The organism is Flavobacterium chryseum (genome assembly GCF_004362015.1).
Classification (GTDB): domain Bacteria; phylum Bacteroidota; class Bacteroidia; order Flavobacteriales; family Flavobacteriaceae; genus Flavobacterium.
The window spans coordinates 177056-200355 of record NZ_SNWW01000001.1; the positions used below are offsets into that span (position 1 = coordinate 177056).

17 protein-coding genes are annotated in these 23300 nt (G+C 33.4%); 11 read left to right on the forward strand and 6 right to left on the reverse strand.

Annotated features, from left to right (window positions below; genetic code table 11):
- Positions 1–87 precede the first annotated feature (87 nt).
- Positions 88–237, forward strand: coding sequence for a hypothetical protein (locus EV143_RS21390; RefSeq protein WP_166638093.1), 150 nt, complete (start codon positions 88–90; stop codon positions 235–237).
- Entirely contained in the window at positions 221–736 is a 516-nt protein-coding gene (locus EV143_RS00715) for a DUF6169 family protein (protein ID WP_133506018.1), read from the forward strand. Before EV143_RS21390 ends, EV143_RS00715 begins: the two co-directional genes overlap by 17 nt.
- Before the next feature lie 52 nt (positions 737–788).
- Here EV143_RS00715 and mfd read toward each other — a convergent pair whose 3' ends face one another.
- Together mfd and EV143_RS00725 are read right to left on the reverse strand one after the other, a co-directional pair.
- Entirely contained in the window at positions 789–4154 is a 3366-nt protein-coding gene (mfd, locus tag EV143_RS00720; RefSeq protein ID WP_133506020.1) for a transcription-repair coupling factor, read from the reverse strand.
- Positions 4147–4773 (reverse strand): hypothetical protein, encoded by a 627-nt coding sequence (locus EV143_RS00725; RefSeq protein ID WP_133506021.1) that lies wholly within the window; start codon positions 4771–4773, stop codon positions 4147–4149. The genes mfd and EV143_RS00725 overlap by 8 nt, the downstream gene beginning before the upstream one ends.
- 392 nt (positions 4774–5165) lie before the next feature.
- Here EV143_RS00725 and EV143_RS00730 point away from each other — a divergent pair, with 392 nt between their 5' ends.
- Together EV143_RS00730 and EV143_RS00735 are read left to right on the forward strand one after the other, a co-directional pair.
- Positions 5166–6104, forward strand: a complete 939-nt coding sequence (locus tag EV143_RS00730; protein WP_133506023.1) for an L-threonine 3-dehydrogenase — start codon at positions 5166–5168, stop codon at positions 6102–6104.
- A gap of 170 nt (positions 6105–6274) precedes the next feature.
- Entirely contained in the window at positions 6275–7474 is a 1200-nt protein-coding gene (locus EV143_RS00735) for a DUF418 domain-containing protein (protein ID WP_133506025.1), read from the forward strand.
- A 76-nt stretch (positions 7475–7550) separates the two neighbouring features.
- On the opposite strand, the gene EV143_RS00740 is transcribed toward EV143_RS00735, so the two are convergent.
- Complete coding sequence (locus EV143_RS00740) at positions 7551–9431, reverse strand: M1 family metallopeptidase (protein ID WP_133506027.1); 1881 nt, start codon at positions 9429–9431, stop codon at positions 7551–7553.
- Between the two features lie 60 nt (positions 9432–9491).
- Complete coding sequence (locus EV143_RS00745; RefSeq protein WP_133506029.1) at positions 9492–11123, reverse strand: S8 family peptidase; 1632 nt, start codon at positions 11121–11123, stop codon at positions 9492–9494.
- A 198-nt stretch (positions 11124–11321) separates the two neighbouring features.
- On the opposite strand from EV143_RS00745, the gene EV143_RS00750 reads away from it, so the two are divergent.
- A complete protein-coding gene (locus EV143_RS00750; protein ID WP_133506031.1) occupies positions 11322–15437 on the forward strand; it encodes an RCC1 domain-containing protein in 4116 nt (1371 codons plus the stop codon).
- 74 nt (positions 15438–15511) lie between these two features.
- Here EV143_RS00750 and EV143_RS00755 read toward each other — a convergent pair whose 3' ends face one another.
- Complete coding sequence (locus tag EV143_RS00755) at positions 15512–16369, reverse strand: MBL fold metallo-hydrolase (protein WP_133506032.1); 858 nt, start codon at positions 16367–16369, stop codon at positions 15512–15514.
- Positions 16370–16742: 373 nt separating this feature from the next.
- Here EV143_RS00755 and EV143_RS00760 point away from each other — a divergent pair, with 373 nt between their 5' ends.
- The 6 genes from EV143_RS00760 (at position 16743) to sufD (ending at position 21713) form a co-directional block, all read left to right on the forward strand.
- Positions 16743–17072 carry a HesB/IscA family protein gene (locus EV143_RS00760; RefSeq protein WP_035686721.1) on the forward strand — a complete coding sequence of 110 codons (330 nt, stop codon included), beginning with the start codon at positions 16743–16745 and terminating at the stop codon, positions 17070–17072.
- 94 nt (positions 17073–17166) lie between these two features.
- Complete coding sequence (gene sufB / locus EV143_RS00765) at positions 17167–18615, forward strand: Fe-S cluster assembly protein SufB (protein WP_133506034.1); 1449 nt, start codon at positions 17167–17169, stop codon at positions 18613–18615.
- Between the two features lie 7 nt (positions 18616–18622).
- Positions 18623–19111, forward strand: coding sequence for a flavodoxin family protein (locus EV143_RS00770; protein WP_133506036.1), 489 nt, complete (start codon positions 18623–18625; stop codon positions 19109–19111).
- Positions 19112–19122: 11 nt separating this feature from the next.
- Positions 19123–19869 carry a Fe-S cluster assembly ATPase SufC gene (gene sufC / locus EV143_RS00775; protein ID WP_133506038.1) on the forward strand — a complete coding sequence of 249 codons (747 nt, stop codon included), beginning with the start codon at positions 19123–19125 and terminating at the stop codon, positions 19867–19869.
- Between the two features lie 40 nt (positions 19870–19909).
- The gene (locus tag EV143_RS21640; RefSeq protein WP_208111244.1) at positions 19910–20275 is read left to right on the forward strand and encodes a four helix bundle protein; all 366 of its coding nucleotides are present in this window, start codon (positions 19910–19912) and stop codon (positions 20273–20275) included.
- A gap of 121 nt (positions 20276–20396) precedes the next feature.
- Complete coding sequence (sufD, locus tag EV143_RS00780) at positions 20397–21713, forward strand: Fe-S cluster assembly protein SufD (RefSeq protein ID WP_133506040.1); 1317 nt, start codon at positions 20397–20399, stop codon at positions 21711–21713.
- Between the two features lie 104 nt (positions 21714–21817).
- On the opposite strand, the gene EV143_RS00785 is transcribed toward sufD, so the two are convergent.
- Entirely contained in the window at positions 21818–23155 is a 1338-nt protein-coding gene (locus tag EV143_RS00785; RefSeq protein ID WP_133506042.1) for a serine hydrolase domain-containing protein, read from the reverse strand.
- Positions 23156–23300 lie beyond the last annotated feature (145 nt).

A 23300-nucleotide genomic window follows, 5' to 3' on the forward strand; every position in this document is an offset into this window, starting at 1 on the left:
TATGTAAAAAGAGAATAAACAATAAAAAAATATAGAAATAATACTACAAATTTTTGCAAATTCAACTTTTTAATGTTTCTTTGTATCATGAAAACTACAGTAGTAAATAAGGAAGTAATAAAAAAAGCAATTATCAAAATGCGCGATGATAAAATTGCTGTACGTTCTTTTTTACAAGGAACAGCTTCTGTCGAAACCTTAACTTCAAAAGGTATCAAGCTTGTTAAAACAATATAATTATACTTTTAACTCCAATTCTGGTTATTATAGTTTTATCACAAAAAGGCAAATTGAATACAGAGTTGCCTTTTATGAAGATTTCACATTAGAATCATGTATTAATAAAGACAGAGAACTAGGAAATGTCTATCAAATAACCATCGATAAAATTGGTCCTGAACCTGCTTTGTATGATGTAATGGTTTCAAAAACAATTAAAAATATTGTAATTGCTTTCTTTGAGAATATTCAAGACGCATTGATCTACATTTGTGATGATAACGACAAAAAGGCTTTTCAAAGATTTTCTGCTTTTGACAGATGGTATAATAACAGCTCTATGACAGATTATATTAAAAAGCTTAACAATATTATACAATTTGATTTAGATAACGAGACCATTAAACTTTATACTTCTTTGATGTTTCATAAAGATAATAGCAATACTAAAAACATCGAGGCAGCATTTAATAATATTGAGAATGCATTAAATGAGAAAAACCATAGTTTACTTTAATTATGATACCGAAATTTCTATATCTCGATTTTTATTAAAAAACTCAACCGATTTACTCTCCCAACATTTCCATCAATTCCAAAGCTCGTTTGGTTGATTTTACATTTTCAAAAGTCAATAAAAGACGCAAACCGTTTGGCGTTTGTTTCTCTTTCATTTGGCAAAGATTACTATGCGTTGTCACAAATTTTATCATTTTTTGAAAACGCTTCGATTGATAATAATCAGATTGTTGATCTGAAACAAAATAACCAATCATTTTGCCTTTTTTCATCACCAGTTTCTCTATTCCTACAGCTGTTGCAATCCATTTGATACGAATACTGTTCATTAACGCATTGGCACGCGGAGGCATTGGGCCAAAACGGTCAATTAATTTGTTTTGGAAAATGATTAATTCTTCTTCATTTTTTACAGAACCTAATTCGTTATATAAACTCAAACGTTCTGTAACATTATTGATATATTCATCAGAAAACAACAACTCAAAATCCGTATCGATTTGTAAATCTTTTACGTATTCTTTTGTTTCAATATCGTTTTCCTCCGGATATAAATCTTTGAATTCGTTTTCTTTTAATTCTTCGATGGCTTCGTTCATGATTTTTTGGTAGGTATCGAAGCCAATTTCGTTGATGAAACCGCTTTGTTCTCCACCTAATAAATCTCCCGCACCACGAATTTCAAGATCTTTCATGGCAATGTTGAAACCGCTTCCTAATTCGCTAAATTGCTCCAAAGCCTGAATACGTTTTCTCGCATCTTCGGTCATAGAAGAATACGGCGGACAGATGAAATAACAGAATGCTTTTTTGTTGCTTCGGCCAACGCGGCCACGCATTTGATGCAGATCTGAAAGTCCAAAATTGTTGGCATTGTTGATAAAAATAGTGTTGGCATTTGGTACGTCCAAACCACTTTCGATAATTGTGGTAGCTACCAAAACATCAAAATCTCCGTTCATGAAACCCAACATTAATTCCTCTAGTTTGGCACCTTCCATTTGCCCGTGACCAATTCCGACTCTGGCATTTGGTACCAAACGCTGAATCATTCCTGCGACTTCTTTAATATTTTCAATTCGGTTATTGATGAAGAAAACTTGTCCGTTTCGCTGAATTTCATACGAAATCGCATCACGAATAATTTCTTCATTAAAACCAACAACATTCGTTTCAATAGGATAACGATTTGGCGGAGGTGTTGTAATAACCGATAAATCGCGCGCTGCCATCAACGAAAACTGAAGCGTTCTCGGAATTGGCGTTGCCGTTAACGTCAAAGTATCGACATTTGCAGCAATAGTCTTTAATTTATCTTTTACGTTTACGCCAAATTTTTGTTCCTCATCGACAATTAATAAACCAAGGTCTTTAAAAACTACATTTTTATTAACCAATTGGTGTGTTCCAATGACAATATCCAATTTTCCTTCAGCTAAATCTTTTAAGGTTTGTGCTTTTTGTTTGGCAGTTCTAAATCGGTTTAAGTAACCAACAGAAACCGGCATATCTTTTAATCTTTCGGTAAAAGTTCTGTAATGTTGGTATGCCAAAATTGTAGTCGGCACTAAAACAGCAACTTGTTTGCTATTATCAACGGCTTTAAAAGCAGCACGAATTGCAACCTCCGTTTTTCCGAAACCAACATCGCCACACACCAAACGATCCATTGGGCGATCGCTTTCCATGTCGGCTTTTACTTCTTGCGTTGATTTGGTTTGATCCGGCGTATCTTCATAAATAAACGAACTTTCTAATTCATTTTGAAGATAACTGTCCGGCGCAAATTGAAAACCTTTTTCTAAACGACGTTTTGCATACAACTGAATCAAGTTGAACGCAATATGTTTGACGCGCGCTTTGGTTTTTTGTTTTAAAATTTTCCAGGCGTTCGATCCTAACTTATATATTTTCGGCGGCGTTCCGTCTTTTCCGTTATATTTCGAAATTTTATGAAGCGAGTGAATGCTTACATACACAATATCATTATCAGCATAAACCAATTTTATGGCTTCCTGCGTTTTACCTTCGACCTGAATTTTCTGCAATCCGCCAAACTTACCAATTCCGTGATCGATATGCGTTACATAATCGCCAACCGAAAGTGATGTCAATTCTTTCAGCGTAATATTCTGCTTTTTTGAATAACCATTTTTGATGTTGAATTTATGATAACGCTCAAAAATCTGGTGATCTGTATAAGCTGTTATTTGGTTTTCTTCATCAATAAAACCTTGATATAAAGGCAACACAATCGTATGATATTGCTTTCTGATATTCTCTGAATTGGCTTCGTCTAAGGTTTCAAAAATATCATGAAAACGTTTTGCCTGTGCGTCATTCGAACAGAACAAATAATTTTTGTATCCGTTGAAATGATTGTCGCTCAGATTATTCAGCAATAAATCAAATTGTTTATTGAAAGATGGCTGTGGCTGAATATGAAATTCAAACTTTTTAGTGGTTTTGAAGATGGGTTTTGAAGCCATTTCTACAATCGAAAAATCTAAAGCGCGTTTTATGAATGAACTTTGATTTAAGAATAATTGCTCAGGTTCGGCGTGTTTTATTTCTTTGGAAAGTTTCTCAAAAGCTTCTTCTGCCCTTGCAAATTGTTTGTCAAGCTGACTAAAAAGTCCGTCTGTATTTTGAATGAAAAGAACTGTTTTTTCTGAAATATAATCTAAAAAACTTTCACGATTTTCCTGAAATATCTTGTTTTCAACATTCGGGATAATGGCAATTTTTTTATGCGTTTCGACAGATAGTTGCGTTTCTACATCAAAACTTCTGATACTATCAACTTCATTTCCGAAGAATTCAATTCGGTAAGGATGATCGTTTGAAAAAGAAAACACATCGACAATACCTCCACGCACAGAAAATTCTCCGGGTTCTGTAATAAAATCGACTCTTTTAAATTCGTATTCAAACAAAACTTCGTTAATAAAATCAATCGAAATTTTATCGTTTAAAGCTACTTTTAACGTGTTTTTATCTAATTGCTGGCGCGTCACTACTTTCTCAAAAAGTGCTTCTGGATAGGTAACAATTATAGCCGGTTTTTTTCTTGAGTTGATTCGGTTTAAAACCTCAGCACGAAGCAAAACATTGGCATTATCTGTTTCATCAACCTGATACGGACGGCGAAATGATGCGGGATAAAACAAAACATCCTGCTCTCCAATCATTTGTTCAAGATCGTTCAGGTAATATGCAGCTTCTTCTTTATTGTCTAAAACAACTAAAAAAGGAAGTTCGGTTTTTTTGAAAACAGCACGAATTACAAATGAAACTGCAGATCCTAACAAGCCGTTAAGATGCATTTTTATCTGATTCTGCTCTAGTAATTGTGTGGCAATCTGCTGATTTTTTGGCAGATTATCATACATTGTATATAAGGCGTTTTTAGTCAACTTTTGGTAAATTTTGATCTGTATTTTGTGCTTTTATCGGTACTGCATTTGAATTCGGAATCGCACGTGTTGTATCTAACATCTTTAAAAAATCAGCTTCGCCTTCTTCTTTCGGAATCTTGGCTTTTTCGACAATTTTGTCCATTTGTCTTTCTAATGAAACCAATTCTTTGTTAATGTCTCCAATTAAAAAAGTGACTTTTTCATCCGGAATCTGATTTAAATGAATAAACAAATCCATCATTTTGACTTTGGTTATCAAAATTGAAATTCTGGCTTTTATCTGTGGCTCATTGAATTGCGCCGGAATATTACTATTTAGCGCTATTGCTTTTTTTGAAATGGCTGCTGATTTTTTTTGAAATGCACCAATTGTTTTTCTCGGTTTCTCTCCAAGTTCTTTTAGAAAATCGCGCCATTCGGTCCAGTTTCTTTCATTTTGTTCTGAAACTTCATTGATTGGTTCATCAATAAAAACCCATGCTTTATTGATGTTATCGAAGATTTTCTCCTTCTTTTTTGCTTCTTTTTTGTTTTCAGCAAGACGTCTTTCATCGTTATTTTGACATGAATTCAGTACAAAAATCAAAAGCAGAAAAAGAGATATTTTATATTTCATTTGGTAAAACATTAAGCTACAAAGTTACAAAGTAAATTTACAATTACGAATTCTGTTTTGGGCTATAAATCATGCAGATTAACATATTCTTTTTTGGAATTTTTACCCTTAAAAATTTAACCGCAAAGAACGCAAGGTTTTTATCTTGCAGTAAGTTTATAAAAAACACAAAGTTCGCAAAGCTAGTTCAACATATAGCTTTGCGAACTTTGTGTTTTTATAAAACTGTTTAATTTAAAATCTTAGCGTTCTTTGCGGTAAAAACAATTAGACATCTCAACGGAGAATAATCCAAAAAAGAATCTTCATCATTGTTAAATTTGTAATTTCTTATTCTAAAAAGTAAAATTATTTGCGAAAACGTTATATTTGCAATACTAAAATCTACATAAATGAATCCAAAAATATTGATCATTGGCGCTTGCGGTCAGATTGGGACAGAGTTGACTCAAAAGCTGCGTAAGTTATACGGAACGGAAAATGTAATTGCTTCTGATATCCGAAAATTAAATACTGACGTTGTTAATTCAGGTCCGTTTGAAGTGGTCAATGCTTTAGATTTTAATCAAATTGAACATCTTGTTGAAATACATCAAATTACGGATATTTATTTGATGGCAGCTCTTTTATCGGCTACAGCCGAAAAAAATCCTGCTTTTGCCTGGGATTTAAATATGAACTCTCTTTTTCATGTTTTGAATTTAGCGAAAGCAAAAAAAATTAAAAAGATTTTCTGGCCTTCAAGTATTGCTGTTTTTGGACCAACAACTCCAAAAGAAAATACGCCGCAATATACTATTATGGAGCCTTCTACGGTTTACGGAATCAGCAAACAAGCTGGTGAAAGATGGTGCGAATACTATCATAATATTTATGGTGTTGATATTCGCAGCATTCGTTATCCGGGCTTAATTAGCTGGTCAACGCCTCCGGGTGGCGGAACTACAGATTATGCTGTTGATATTTTCTATAAGGCTATTGCCGATAAAAAATATGAATGCTTTTTATCTTCAGAAACTAAGATGCCAATGATGTATATGGATGATGCTATTGAAGCAACTATAAATATTATGCAGGCTCCTGATGAAGCTATTAAAATTCATTCTTCTTATAATTTAGCAGCTATGAGTTTTACGCCAACTGAAATTGCTGCTGAAATCAAAAAACATATTCCTGAATTTACGATTACTTATAATCCTGATTTCCGTCAGAAAATTGCAGACAGCTGGCCGGCAAGTATAGACGATTCATCTGCCAGAGAAGACTGGAACTGGAAACATACTTTTGATCTTGAATCGATGACAAAAGATATGTTGGAACATTTGAGTTAAGCTTATAAACAATTAAAATATTAAAGCGTGCTATTTAAAATAGCGCGCTTTTTTTTTAAATATATTTTAAGATAAACTGTGGTAATATAATTTTCTTATTTTTGGCTGCGTTAGAATAATTCAAATTTATTTAAAATCATCAATCAAATCACAACAAAAATGTTAATCAAATGACAAATTCTTATTATCCTATTGAACAAAACAAAAGAACTGCAATTGTCGACATCCTTCGCGGATGGGCATTATTAGGCGTTGCCATTGGCAATTATGTTGATTTTCTGTACATCGGTGTACCTCACAAAATCAACAACAGTGTTTTATCTGAAATACTGCAAATCGTTAATCGTTATTTTTTCGCAGCGAAATCCTGGACATTACTAACGTTATTATTTGGCTTTGGTTTTGCTATTTTAATTAATAGTGTTGCCGCCAAAGGCAAAAATCCTGTTGCCTTTTTTTCCTGGAGAATGATTTTGCTTTTTGTATTAGCTTTTATTAATTCTTCTTTTTGGCTTGGAGACATCTTAAAAGATTATGCTTTTTTAGGACTTGTATTATTACTTTTTTATAAAAGTTCGGCAAAAACTTTAAGTATTATTTGCGCTATTCTTTTCCTATCTATTCCGTTTATAATGGCTTATGTTAATGGTTTAAAGGTTGAGCATCCTGAAATTGCAACAAATCCTGAATATTTAAAACTATATCATTCCGGAAACTGGCTCGATTTTTTTAGATTTAATTTACTCGCTTCTTTCTACGAGCAAATTATTATTCCGGGATATGCCATTACAGCGCATGTCGTTATGCTTACTTGTATGTTATTCGGATTTCTGCTTCAAAAATTAAATTTCTTTAATCGCTTAAACGAATTGAAGAAACTATTAAAATATGTACTTATAACAAGTTTATTATTGGCGATTAGTATCGGTGTTGGTTTTTATTTCGCCATCACTTATAAAGCTGCTTTTCTTAAATTCTTTCATCCGCTTTATTGGCTTATTTTAACCACAATGATTTTTATTGCAACCGGAATTTGTTTATTATATAATAACGGAAAGCTTAAAACGATTTTTAAATATTTTAGCGCGGGCGGCAAAATGACTTTAACCAATTATATAACTCAAAATATCTTAGCTGCCTTTATTTTTTCAGGAATTGGTTTAGGAATTGCAGACACAATGCCCTATTGGTTTTACTTTCTGTTAGCCATTTTCATTTTTATTATTCAGCTATTTATAAGTAAATGGTGGTTGTCTAAGTATAATTATGGGCCAATAGAATGGTTATGGAGATCTGCGAGTTATCGAACATTATTTCCGTTTAAGAAAACTAAATCTGATATTATTGCAGAAGTAAAAAAAACAATATAATCTATTTTAGATAAATTTGAAAAAAGAAAAGCCCTTAAAAATAATTAAGGGCTTTTTAGTTTAAAGTCTATTTTGATTATTTTACTTCAAAAACATTATTTGCAGGTTTTACATCGGCCATTAATCCGCTTGGATCTATGGTGATTTTTTTAATTGCTGTTTTGCTTTTTTCAATTGTAAAACTATAGTTTGATTGTGCCCAGGCCCAATTTTCCAAAACGTTTCTTTTTTCATTTGGATTTGGATTTGGTTTGATAAAATTCATCATTCTTAAAGGAATGTAGAAATTCTCAGAAGTTCCATCTGTATATTCCACTTTCAAATCAATTGGCATTGGCATTCTTCCAATTCTTTCTAAAGAAACTGTTGTTTTTCCTGCATTATCGACAACGTCTTTAATTCCGTAATCAATTGTGTTGGCAGTTTGTGCCCAATCAATTAAATACCAATCTAATTCAGCTCCTGAAACTCTTTCAGCCGTTCTTTTGATATCGTTTGGTGTTGGATGTTTGAATTTAAAATCATTAAAATATCTTTTTAACGTTGGATCCAGATTCTCTTTCCCAATTACATATTCTAATTGAGCTAAAAAGATACATCCTTTTACATAAGATGAAATACTGTAAGGTCTGTTTTCATCGTAACGATCGCCATGTGTTGTCTGTGGTTGTTCTTTTCCGGAATTAACTAAGCTATAATATGCTGCGTAAGCTCCTTTAAACGGATTTACTTCTTTTTTATCTCCTTTTAATTCATTCAAAGCGCTGTCTTCAATGTAAGTTGTAAAACCTTCATCCATCCACGGGTGTTTTGATTCGTTTGAAGCTAAAATATGTTGAAACCAGGAATGTCCTAATTCGTGGGTTGCGGTTCCTAAAATTCCTTCAAGAGTTCCGTTTCCTAGCATTAAAGTACACATTGCATATTCCATTCCGCCATCTCCACCTTGAATAAATGAATATTGTTTATATGGATATGCTCCAACCTTATGATTGTAATAATCCATCACTTTTACCATTAATGGCTCTAATTGTTTCCAATTTGCAGTCGTTTTTGGATTGTTTTTGTAAAAGAAGTGCAAATCGACATCGTTTGGTCCTTTTACAATATCATGCGTATATTCTTTATCTGCAGCCCATGTAAAATCGTGAACATTTGGTGCGATAAAATGCCAAGTTAAGGTTTTTGCTTTTTTCGGATACACAACTGTTAGACCGGCGTCTTCATAACCGTGACCAATTGTGTTTTTATCTTGCAAATATCCTGAACCTCCAATTGTGTATTCTTTATCGATTGTGATTTTAACATCAAAATTTCCCCAAACACCGTGAAATTCTCTAGCTATATAAGGATCTGCGTGCCATCCTTCAAAATCAAATTCGGCTAATTTTGGATACCATTGCGACATTGAAAGTTCAACTCCTTCATTATTATTTCTTCCTGAACGACGTACCTGAACCGGCACTTGTCCGTCAAAATCTAATGTGAAAGTTGACTTAGAATTTGGTAAAATTGGTTTCGCTAAAGTTACTTCTAATACAGTTCCTGAAACTCTTGTTTGAGCTGTTGTGCCGTCTTGCTTAAAATTGGTGATTTTTAAAAACCCAATTTCATTTGGTTTTAAGGTTTCAATTCGGCTTTGTTTTACCTCTTTTCCATCAGTACCTTTTACTTTGTTCACCATTCTTCCGTCAGGATCTTTTATAGAGTGCAAACGAGCATCCATTTCGCTTCCTGGCTGAAAAGCGTTTGGAAATAAATGATAAAATACTTTTCTTAAAGTATCAGGAGAATTATTGGTATATACCAATTCTTGTTTTCCTTTGTATTGATAGTTTTTCACATCCATCGAAACCTCCATTTTATAATCGGCATGTTGCTGCCAATATGGGGCACTTTGTGCGAAAGCGGAGTTTAAACCAAAACTCAAAAAAGAAAGTAGAATAATTTTACGCATGTTGGTATAAATAAAAATGGAAGAGCAGAAACTCTTCCATTGGATTAGTACTATATGTTTTTATTTCTTTGACATTTTTTCAGCCATCAATAAAGCATTATAAGCATTTACAATTTTAGCTGTTTTTGATGACTCTGCAGAAGAAACCGCAACAGGTTGTTGATCTGGATTTTCACTTTCTCCTAAAACGACCTTCACCGGAAGTGCAACTCCAGAATCCATTAAAATTTGTTTCACCTGAGATGCTTTTAGTTTTGGATAGTAAGAACGAATTAGTGCCGCTACTCCAGCTGCATTTGGAGACGCCATTGAAGTTCCTTGCAAAAATTTGTATTTATTGTTTGGAACTGTTGCGTAGATTTCTTCTCCGGGAGCAAAAACGTCAACATTTATTTTTCCGAAGTTTGAAAATCCTGCAACAACACTTTCTCCATACTGTTTGTTAATCGCACCAATTGTTATCACGTTATTCGCAAATTCTTTGATGTTGTCTTGAGAATCGTTTGGATAATTGATGTTTTTTGTCTCGTCGATATTGTAACCGTCATTACCAGCTGCATGAACAATTAAAACATCTTTTTTCGCTGCATATTTTATGGCATCATAAACCCATTGTTTGTGCGGAGAAAAGCTTTTTCCGAAACTTCCGTTGATTACTTTTGCTCCATTATCAACAGCGTAACGAATTGCCAAAGCAATATCTTTATCGTATTCATCTCCATCAGGAACGGCTCTTACTGTTAAAATTTCAACATTGCTTGCAACACCGTCTCCACCTAAATTGTTACCACGAACTTGTGCAATAATTCCGGCAACGTGAGTTCCGTGAAGTGCTTTTTCTTTATCCGGACCAAAAACAATATTATTACCATAATGATTGTTTTTAATGTCTTCAGGATTATCACCTACAACTTTTCTTCCGTCGAATTCTTTGTTTAAGTTGTAGTTTAACTGGTCATAAACTTGTTCTCTGTATTCTTCAAAATCTACTTCGGGATTAAAAGTTGGACCTGCATTGGTAAAAATTTGGGTCATGATCATTTTACTTCTCGAAACTTTTGGATCTGTTGAAGTAATCGCGCTCAAATCTTCTACCTTATAAGTAGTTTTATTTAATTCTTTTTTAATAGTATTATGCACATCTAATAAAAAATCTACTTGCTCTTTATTTTTTAAAGCTTTATCATATTTCTCAGTATATTGTGCTAAGGCATTTTTATATTCTGCAGAACCGTCATCTTTCTTTTTGATAATACGGGTCATTTCAAGATTTTCTGCTACAGCATTCCCAAGGAAATTCCATCCGTGAACATCATCAACAAATCCGTTTTTATCATCATCGATTCCGTTACCAGCAATTTCTTTAGGATTTGTCCAAATCATTCCTTTTAGATCTTCATGTTCGATATCAACACCAGAATCTACAATTCCCACAATTACTCTTTGTCCTGTTTTTCCTTGTAGCAATTCAGCATAGGCTCTATCAACGCTCATTCCCGGAATAGAATCTTTGATTAAATCAAGATGACTCCATCTTTTTAAATCATTGTCTGAAAGTGGAGCTTTTTTGACAACAGCCAAAGGAGCAATAATTAATTCTTTTGAAGTTGAAACTTGTGCTTGTACGGATGCAGTCCCTGCTAAAGCAAGTAATACCCAAGCAGATAAAGTAAATGGTTTTATATGACTCATGTATCTAAATATATTATTGTAAAGTTAAAGATGGGCCTAAATTATGATTTTTTGTTACAAAAAACTAACTGTTAACAGTGTGTTATGAAATTTGGGTTTAATATAAAAAACAATTATAACTATTTAATACGTCTTTCCGTAATAAAATTCCAATTGCAATTCGTATTCTTGTAGTATTAAAATACCTAAATTTAATTTATGAAAAAAACTTTACTCTTACTTTTAATTTTTTGTTGTTTACAAATAAATGCCCAATGCTGGGAAACAGTTGCTGCCGGATATAGTCATACGGTTGCCGTAAGAACAGACGGCTCCTTGTGGGTATGTGGAAGTAATGATCAGGGGCAACTGGGTAATAGTACAGCTGTACCTATAAATATTCCCACAAAAATGGGAACAGCCAATGATTGGAAAACAGTTGCTGCAGGTTGGGCTCATACAGTTGCCTTAAAAACAGATGGTTCTTTATGGGCTTGGGGGTATGGAAGTTTAGGACAAATTGGAAATGGCTCATTTACGCCTAATTTTAACCCTCCGCAACAAATTGGAACAGCAAAAGACTGGCAAACAATACTAGCTGGACATGGTCATACAGTTGCTTTAAAAACCGATGGTACTTTATGGGCTTGGGGAAATAATTTTTCAGGGCAATTAGGTAATGGTACCACGTTTGATAAAAACATTCCAACCCAAGTAGGATCAGATAGCGACTGGCAAACCGTAGTGGCAGGTAAACTTCATACAGTTGCCTTGAAAAAAGATGGTACTTTATGGGCTTGGGGCAAAAATACTCTAGGCGCATTGGGAGATGGCACTACAACAAACAGCCGTGTACCAAAACAAATTGGAACAGCAACCAATTGGAAATCAATATCTGCGGGAAGTGATCATACAATTGCTATAAAAACAGATGGTACTTTATGGATCTGGGGTGATAATACTTACGGAGCATTAGGAGATGGGACTACAACTAATAAAAATGTTCCAACACAAATTGGAACATCGACAGATTGGAAAACTGTAGACGGAGGAGTAAATTATACGATTGCAGTAAAAACAGACGGATCTTTGTGGGCATGGGGTTTTAATGCAGATGGAGAATTAGGAAATGGCACAAAAATCAATAGTCTAGTTCCGGTACAAATAGGAACTGAAAATAATTGGAAAATGATTGACGGTGGTTCTATCCATACAGTTGCTATGAAAACAGATGAAAGTTTATGGACTTGGGGAAGCAATTCATTAGGTCAGCTGGGCGACGGCACAACTACTGATAAAAACATTCCGACTCTTTTAAATTGTCTGGGCTCATTGATACTACAAACATCTCAAGCCAATATAAACTGTTTTGGTGACGCAATTGGTTCAGCTTCGGTAACAGCTGTTTCGGGCGGTACAGCTCCATATACTTATCTTTGGTCTAATGGAAAAACGACCAGTTCTATTACGGGATTAACCGCTGGTGAATACTCTTGTACAGTAACTGATGCTGCTTCATTATCCATTATAAAAAGTTTTATTATTACAGAGCCAGCACCTCTTAATTTAATATTAACAAGTACAAATTCATCATGTACCAGCAATAATGGTAATATAACAGCTTTTGCAACTGGAGGAACACTACCGTATGAATATGTGCTTTCGCCTAATTTGATTTACCAAAGTTCAAATGTGTTTGCTGGTTTATCACCAGGAAGATACGCAGTAAGTGTAAGGGATAAAAATGGATGTATGTACACAAGTAATATAGTCATTTCTACAAATAATACACCACCTCCAACTGCAAGTGCACAGACATTCAATAATACAGCTACAGTTGCAAACTTAAAAGCTGTCGGAAGCAACCTTCAATGGTTTAGTGTTCCAACTGGTGGAAGCGCTTTAAGTTTATCAACTGTATTACAAACAGGTACATATTATGTTTCGCAAACCATTAACGGATGTGAAAGTCTAGTCAGAGCTTCTGTTAATGTAACAATTATAGAACCTTCAGGAAATGAACAAATACCAACAAATGGTTTAGTTGCTTATTATCCTTTTAATGGAAATGCAAATGATACTAGTGGAAATGGAGCAAATGGAACTGTTTCAGGTGCTTCTTTAACATCAGACAGATTTGGAAACAGTAATACTGCTTATAGTTTTAATGGTGTAAGCAGCTATATTGATGCTGTTATACCAAATATTCCTAAAAACAATGCTGCAAGAACAATTTCAGGATGGTTTAAAACAAATGATGCTTTTTCTGATCCCAATAAATATGATGCCACAATTTTTAACTATGGCACTTTAGCGAAATTACAGAGACTTTCCCTTTCTATTTATCAAAAAGGTTATCTTAACCTGATAACGGGAACTACATCTTCTAGTGATGATTATTATATCAACAACTTTGATTATTCTAACAATGACTGGTACTTTTTTACCATTACATATGATGGAACTAAACTTTCAATATATGTAAATGGCAATTATGTGGATCAAAAAGCTGTAAATTTAAATACAGTTGGCAACATCTTTAGAATTGGTCAAAGAATTTCCGGAGATAGCGTAAACGAAGGTTTTAAAGGAACTATAGATGATGTTGCTATCTGGAATCGTGTTTTGACTCCGGAAGAAATTTCAGCTATGTATGTACCGGCAAGTACAACGAATTACACTTTAATTCCTGATTCCAATTTTGAGAAAAAATTAATTGAATTGGGAATGGATTCGGGTCCTGTTGATGGAAAAGTTCTTACTTCTAATATTAGCAATGTAAAGTTCTTAGACCTTACCAAAAGTAATATTTCTGATTTAACAGGAATACAAGACTTTGTATCATTAACTGATTTGTATTGTAGTCAAAATTCACTAACAACAGTAAATGTAAGTAAAAATACCGCTCTGACTACTCTAGACTGTAACAACAATAGAATAACCTCTTTAGACGTAAGTAATAATACTGCTTTACTTAATTTGAGCTGCTATTCAAATCAATTAACAGCGTTAGATGTCAGAGTAAATACAGCGTTAACAAAATTAGATTCGGGTTCAAACAAATATACTGCTTTGGATATAAGCTCAAATACTGCGTTAACATTTTTGGGCTGTAATACTAATCAATTAACAAGTTTAGATGTAAGTAAGAATACAGCTTTAAATCTGTTGGATTGTCGCGAAAATAAATTAACCCACTTGGATGTTTCTAAAATCACTACTTTAACAGAGCTATATTGTCAATCTAATCAATTAACGAATTTGGATATAAGCAAAAATAAAGCTTTAGAATTTTTAAATTGTTCAAAAAATCAGCTAACCACTTTGGATGTTAGCGTAAATACTGCTTTAGTCGGTTTATATTCTAATTCTAATCAATTAACGAGTCTAAATTTGAAGAATGCAAACAATGTTAAATTTGCATATCTAAATCTTACAGCCAATCCAAATTTAACTTGCATCCAGGTTGATAATGCAGCATATTCAAACACAAACTGGTCAACAAAAAAAGATGCAACGGCAAGCTATAGCACAAATTGTTCAATTGCTTTTGTTTCAATTCCAGACCAAAACTTTGAACAAAAATTAATTGATTTAGGAATTGATACTGATGGATTAAACGGAAGAATTACAACTGCAAATATAACTGCTGTTACCGTCTTGGACCTTTCTGACAGTATTATTTCTAATCTTTCAGGTATTGAAAATTTTACTTCGCTGACTTATTTAGATGTAAGCAAAAATCAATTAACAACTTTAGACGTAAGTAAAAATTTGCTTTTAGAAACATTAAATGCTTCTTCAAACCAACTTACAACTTTAGATTTATCTAAAAATACAAAACTAACAATTGTTTATGTAGCAAATAATCCTCTTGTATCTTTAAACTTAAGAAACGGCAATAACAAAAACTTTATTCTGCCAACACAAACTGCTAAAAAATCTGCAGTTGGATTTTATACCACCTTTTTAGGACTTACAACTCTGGGTTGTATTCAGGTTGATGATGCAGCTTATTCAGATGCTAATTGGTCAAATATTAAAGAAACAACGACAACTTATTCTAATACATGTAAATCGTTAGGTATTGATGATTCTGTTTTTGCAAAAGCTACAATTTACCCAAACCCAACGAATGGAGAAGTAAATATTCTAAACATTACTTTAGAAAAAGCAAACGTCTACAATGAATTAGGACAATTGGTAAAAACGTTTATTTTAAACTCAGGTGACACAAATAATACAATCAACTTATCAGGATTGTCAAAAGGTGTTTATTATATCTATTTAATCAATCAGGATGCAGCTTCGGCTAAGAAAGTTATAGTGGAATAAATATCATTTCCTTAAACTAAAAAATCCCATTTTCATAAATTTGAAAATGGGATTTTTTTATGTTTTAAATTTCTTTACAAAATATCTTCGCAAGTAAAAATTTCCTTCAACCTAACACCTTTTTCAGTATGTTCAACTGTTATAATTTGGTTGTGCGCGTCGTGTTCCAAAAACAAAAAATAATTATGATCTGCGGCTGCGTTTAGAAATTTTGCTTTCTCCGGCATTGTTAATAAAGGTCTTGTATCATAACCCATAACATACGGCAACGGAATATGTCCGGCAGTTGCCAATAAATCGGCACAAAAAACTATTGTTTTATCATTATATTTAATATGCGGAATCATTTGTTTTTCGGTATGGCCATCAACGTAAAAAATATCAAATCCTAATTCTTTTGATGTTCCAAAATCTTCTTCTGGTCTAACAATAAAATTCAATTGCCCGCTTTCCTGCATTGGTAAAATATTCTCTGCGAGGAAAGAAGCTTTTTCACGTGGATTTGGTTTTGTAGCCCACTCCCAATGATTTTCGTTAGTCCAGAATTTGGCGTTTTTAAACGCAGTTTCATATCCGGTTTTAGCTGAATTCCACTGTACACTTCCTCCACAATGATCAAAATGCAAATGTGTCATAAAAACATCCGTAATATCATCTCGGTGAAAACCATATTTTGCTAATGATTTACCTACAGAATGAGAACCCCAAAGCGAATAATAGCCAAAAAACTTTTCTGATTGTTTATCCCCCATTCCAGTGTCAATCAGAATCAATCTGTTTCCATCTTCAATAAGCAAACAACGCGCTGCAATATCAATTAAATTATTGGCATCTGCCGGATTGGTTTTGTTCCAAATTGTTTTGGGTACAACACCAAACATAGCACCACCGTCTAATTTAAAATTTCCTGATTCTATGGGATAAAGTTTCATAATCGTAATTTTTCTAATGTGAAAACAAATCTAGGAAATTGGATTTCGTTATGCTAAAAAAACAATTTAAAAAACTTTTGTCTTTTGAATTTCAATAGTAAAACAACATATTTCCCTTATGCATTCGAGGCCTTGAGTTTCATTTTTAACTAGCTGACATTGGAGAGATTAAAGTTTCATTTTATTTAAATAAATATTATCTATTTTAACATTTGTTATAATAATGTGAACCGTTATGGAAAAAGGTTTTTAAGTCGTATCTTTGCAGATAATTTAATTTCAACATTGACATACAGCGTTTTAAATTGTAATAATTTCATTACTATTTTTTAATGCGGAATGAAAATGGAAGAAAAAATAAATACCATAAACAATGATAAAAGTTTCTGATACAGCCAAAAAGAAAATCATCGATTTGATGAGTGATGATGGTTTTGATGCCGCGCATGACTATGTACGTGTAGGCGTGAAAAGTGGCGGATGCTCTGGTTTGTCATATGATTTAAAATTTGACAAAACAAAAGGCGACGACGATAAAATATTTGTAGACAACGACATAACAATTGCAGTTGAAAAAAAATCATTTCTATATTTAGCCGGAACAATCTTAGAATTCTCTGGAGGATTAAATGGAAAAGGTTTTGTGTTTAATAATCCAAATGCAAGCAGAACTTGTGGTTGCGGAGAATCATTCTCTCTATAAATAATAAATGATTGCAAAATTTAAAGATTTAAAATTAAGGAAGTATTTCTCAAATTTAAATCTTTGAATTTTTAAATCTTTCAATATAAAAAAAATGTCAAAATATACAGAAGACGATTTAAAAATCGAACTCGAAACTAAAGAATATGAATACGGATTCTATACTGATATTGAATCTGAGACATTTCCTATTGGTTTAAACGAAGATATTGTTAGAGCTATTTCCCTTAAAAAAGGAGAACCGGAATGGATGACCGATTGGCGCATTGAAGCTTTTCGTGCCTGGAAAGAAATGATCGAGCCGGAATGGGCAAACGTTCATTATACGAAACCGGATTTTCAGGCAATTTCATACTATTCAGCTCCGAAACAAGTTGATCCAAATAAAACTTTGGACGATGTAGATCCTGAACTTTTAGAAATGTATAAAAAGTTAGGAATCTCTGTTGATGAACAAAAAATGATGAACAATGTCGCTATGGATATTGTTGTCGATTCTGTTTCTGTAGCTACAACTTTCAAAAAAACATTGGGAGAAAAAGGAATTATTTTTTGCCCGATTTCTGAAGCTATCAAAGAACATCCGGAATTAGTTCGTAAATATTTAGGAACTGTTGTACCTCAAAAAGACAACTTTTACGCAGCATTAAACTCAGCAGTTTTCTCTGACGGAAGTTTCTGCTATATTCCAAAAGGCGTTCGTTGCCCAATGGAACTTTCAACTTATTTTAGAATCAATCAGGCAGGAACCGGACAATTCGAAAGAACTCTTGTTATTGCTGATGCAGGAAGTTACGTTTCTTATTTAGAAGGATGTACTGCGCCAAGTCGTGACGAAAATCAATTGCACGCTGCTGTAGTTGAGTTAATTGCTTTGGATGATGCTGAAATTAAATATTCTACTGTTCAAAACTGGTTCCCTGGAAACAAAGAAGGAAAAGGTGGGGTTTACAACTTCGTAACTAAAAGAGGTTTATGCGAAACAAACGCTAAAATTTCATGGACACAGGTTGAAACTGGTTCTGCTGTAACCTGGAAATATCCTTCTTGTATCTTAAAAGGAGACAATTCGGTAGGAGAATTTTATTCTATTGCCGTTACCAACAATCATCAACAAGCTGATACAGGAACTAAAATGATCCATTTAGGTAAAAACACTAAATCGACTATTATTTCTAAAGGTATTTCGGCGGGTAAATCTCAAAATAGCTACCGTGGATTAGTGCAAATCAGTCCAAGAGCTGATAATGCACGTAACTTTTCGCAATGTGACTCTCTTTTAATGGGGAATAATTGCGGAGCGCATACTTTCCCTTATATCGAAAGTAAAAATCCATCGGCTAAAATAGAGCACGAAGCAACGACAAGTAAAATTGGAGAAGATCAGGTTTTTTATTGCAACCAAAGAGGTATCCCAACTGAAAAAGCGATTGCCTTAATTGTAAACGGTTTCAGTAAAGATGTACTAAACAAACTTCCGATGGAATTTGCTGTTGAAGCGCAAAAATTATTAGAGATTTCTTTGGAAGGATCTGTTGGATAATTTGAAAATGGAAAATAAAAAAGTAATCATTTTAGGTTCTTCCAGAAAAAACGGAAACACAACAAAAATTGTGGATGAAATTTCTAAGGAACACGGAATAGAGGTAATTAATTTAAGTGATTTTAATATCTCTTATTATGATTACGAAAGCAAAAATATTGAAGATGATTTTTTGCCTTTGATAAAAGGAATACTTGAAAATTATGATACTTTAATTTTTGCAACGCCTGTATACTGGTATAATATGAGCGGTATAATGAAGGTTTTCTTTGATCGTATTTCGGACTTGATTCGGATTGAAAAAGAAACCGGACGAAAACTCAGAGGAAAGAAAATTGGCGTGATATCCAATTCACACGACAATGAAATTGAAGAAAGTTTTTACATTCCGTTCAAAAGATCAGCCGATTATTTAGGCATGGAATATTTAGGACACGCGCATTTTAATGCCAACATCTTAAACCAAACAACAAAAATAGAATTGACATTTATATAAAATAAACAACAATGTTATCAATAAAAAACCTTCACGCCGCAATTGGTGATAAAGAAATCCTGAAAGGAATTAATATAGAAGTTAAAGCTGGCGAAGTACACGCGATCATGGGACCAAACGGTTCTGGGAAAAGTACACTTTCTGCAGTTATTGCAGGAAACGAAAACTACGAAGTTACTGACGGACAAGTTTTCCTTGACGGAGAAGATCTTGCTGATCTTGCTCCTGAAGAAAGAGCACATAAAGGAGTTTTCCTTTCGTTTCAATATCCTGTAGAAATTCCTGGAGTAAGTGTAACAAACTTCATGAAAACTGCAATCAACGAAACTCGTAAAGCGAATGGTCAAGCTGAAATGCCTGCGAATGAAATGCTAAAGGTAATTCGTGAGAAATCTGAATTATTAGAAATTGACCGTAAATTTTTATCTCGTTCTTTAAACGAAGGTTTTTCAGGAGGAGAGAAAAAAAGAAACGAAATTTTTCAAATGGCAATGTTAGAGCCAAAATTAGCTATCCTTGACGAAACCGATTCTGGTCTTGACATCGACGCATTAAGAATTGTTGCTAACGGAGTTAACAAATTAAAAAGCGAGAAAAACGCAATCATCGTAATCACGCACTACCAACGTTTGTTAGATTATATAGTTCCGGATTTCGTTCACGTTCTTTACAACGGTAGAATCGTAAAATCTGGCGGAAAAGAATTGGCTTACGAGTTAGAAGAAAAAGGATACGACTGGATCAAGGCAGAAAATTAAACAGTCTGAAAGTCTAAAGTCATAAAGTCAAAAGTGGAGCATGAGTAAATTCAGATCTTTTGAGGAAATTAATTCTTGGCAAAAATCTAGAATATTCAACAAGAGAATATACCTTGTTACTGAAAATTCTAATTTTAAAAAAGACTTTGATTTCGTTAGACAAATTAGAAGAGCATCATTATCTATATCATCAAATATAGCAGAAGGATTTGAGAGAAATACAGACAAAGAGTTTATTTACTTTTTATATGTCGCCAAAGCATCAGCAGGAGAAGTTCGATCTCAATTATATTTAGCATTTGATTTAGAATACATTATAAAAGAAGAATTTGAAATGCTTTTAGAATCGATAACAGAAATATCGAAATTATTAAGTGGTTTCATTAAATATTTGAGCCCAAAGTAATAAACTCGAAAGTAATAAAGCAATAAACTTTATTACTTAAAATTTTTAATCTTTTGGCAAAAACAGTCGGCAATCTTAAGTCTTTCGACTTTCGACTTTCGACTTTAAGACTAACAAAAAAATGGATTTAAAAGAAAAATTAGTATCGTCTTTTATGGCTTTTGAAGAGCGTGTCGATGTACATTCAGATTTACATGACATACGCACGAATGCCTTAAAAAACTTCGAAAATAAAGGTTTCCCAACCAAAAAAGAAGAAGCCTGGAAATATACATCGCTAAACGCCATCTTAAAAAATGACTTTACGGTTTTTCCTAAGCAGGAAAATGCAATTGAATTTAATCAGGTAAAAAAATACTTTTTACACGAAATCGACACTTATAAATTAGTGTTTATCGATGGCGTTTTTAGCTCGCATTTGTCTTCTACAACACACGACGGAATCGATGTTTGTTTGATGTCATCGGCATTGACCAAACCAAAATATAAAATGGTTATTGATAATTACTTTAATAAAATTGCCAGTAAAGACGAAAGTTTGACTTCGTTGAATACTGCTTTTGCAAGTGAAGGAGCTTTCATCAATATTCCGCAGAAAAAAGTTGCTGATAAACCAATTGAAGTAATGTATTTTTCAACAGGAAACAAAGCTGCTTTAATGGTGCAGCCAAGAAATTTGATTATAGTGGGTGAAAATTCACATGTTCAAATTATCGAGCGCCACCAAAGTCTGAACGAAAATCCTGTTTTAACAAACTCTGTTACAGAAATTTTTGCTCAAAAACGTGCTATTGTTGACTATTACAAAATTCAAAACGATAATTTAGAAGCGAATTTAATAGACAATACTTTCGTTTCACAACAGCAAGAAAGTCATGTTTATGTACATACCTTCTCATTTGGAGGAAATCTGACACGTAACAATTTGAACTTTTATCATTTTGGAGAAAGATTGACAAGTACGTTAAACGGAATCACCATTATTGGAGAAAAACAACACGTTGATCATTATACTTTAGTAAGCCATTCAACACCAAACTGCGAAAGTTTTCAGGATTATAAAGGAATTTTCTCTGATCGCTCAACAGGAGTTTTCAACGGAAAAGTTTTGGTAGAAAAAGAAGCTCAAAAAACAAATGCTTTCCAAAAAAGCAACAACATTTTATTGAGCGACAAAGCAACTATCAATGCAAAACCACAATTAGAGATTTTTGCTGATGACGTAAAATGTTCTCACGGTTGTACTGTTGGACAACTAGATGAAACAGCAATGTTCTACATGCAATCTCGTGGAATCCCGAAAAAAGAAGCTAAAGCTTTATTGATGTACGCATTCTCAAATGCCGTTATCGAAAGCATTAAAATACCGGAACTAAAACAAAGAATTACTAAAATCATTGCCATGAAATTGGGCGTGAATTTAGGATTTGATTTGTAGTTTAGTTTTACCGCAAAGACACAAAGGTTTCGCAAAGTTCGCAAGGTTTAATTTTAAACTTTGCGAACTTTGCGCTTTTTAAATGGCTTCTTTACAGTTTAATTTTATTTTTTTACTGATGAAATTATCCCCTTCAAAAACCCATTAAAATCAAAACTTTTATCACCTTCTCTCACTCCCATTCTCACGATCACCATATCTAAAGACGGAATAATCGCCACCATTTGTCCTTGGTAACCACTGCAATAAAACATATCTCTCGGAACATCTGGGAATTTTCCTCCGGCGTTTAGCCAGAATTGCGCTCCATATTTTCCTTCAGAAGTATTTGTTGGGGTTGCTGTGTATTTTACCCAGCTTTCGTCTAGAATTTGTTCGCCGTTCCAGTTTCCTTTTCTTAAATATAACAATCCAAATTTTGACCAGTCACGAGGCGTTGCCCAACCGTAAGACGAACCAACAAAAGTTCCCGACATATCTTGTTCAACGATCATCGAATTCATTCCGATTTTGTCGATTACGGCGCTGTACCAAAAATCAAGATATTCTTGTTGGGTTTTAAACTGGTTTCTTAAAATTCTGGATAATAGATTTGTGGTTCCAGATGAATAATACCAATGCGTATTTGGTTTAAATTGCGCTGATTTATCCATTTGTACTTTCCCCATATCTTCAGCCTGGAAAAGCATTTTTGTTGCGTCGCAAATCGTGCTGTAATTCTCTTCCCATTCTAAACCTGAATTCATGTGAAGCAAATCGTTTATGGTGATAATCTTGCGATCATCGTTTTGCCATTCTTTAATTGGCGCTGGTTTGTAAATATCAATTTTTCCTTGTTTGGCTAAAACTCCAAAAGCAGAACTTGTAATACTTTTTGTCATCGACCAGCCTAAAATTTTACTGTCTTTATTAAAACCGGTATCGTATTTTTCTGCTATCAATTTGTCTTTATATAAAACCACAACAGCGCGGGTTCTCTTCGTTTTATCAAAAGCATTTTCGACTGCTTTTTTTAATTTAGTATAATCAACATTTGCAAACAGTGTGTCTTTTGGTTCGTTATTGCCATAAGGAAACGGCAAATTATTTACTGTTTTTGTTCTTTTAGGAAGCAAATACGGTTTTGAAACATCAAAATCATCATTAATCAAAACGGCGCCTAAACCTTCTCTGTAAATTGCTTTTCGTTCTTTTAATCCGTAAACTGCCGAAGTTGCAAATTTCCCAGCATCATCAATTTTGTTAGATGCCAGATCGATCATTTTAATATCATTGTCTGTTTTTTCAATTAACTCTTTCGAACGATGATCTATAAAATGTCCCGAAGCAATACTTTTGGCAGAGAAACCTGAAATCAGATCAAGCTTTGGATAAGTAGTAAATCCGAAATATAAAAAGGCAACAATTAAAAGAAGCGCAAGTAATTTGAGAAATTTTTTCATAATGTCGACAGCTATTTTTACTGCAATATAATTAATTTATGTTCACGAATTTATGACTCAATTTAGAATTACAATTGTGATAATTTATAAAACAGAATTAAAAATGAGAGAATTATCAATTTAGCCTTCTCTTGATGGCGCCATA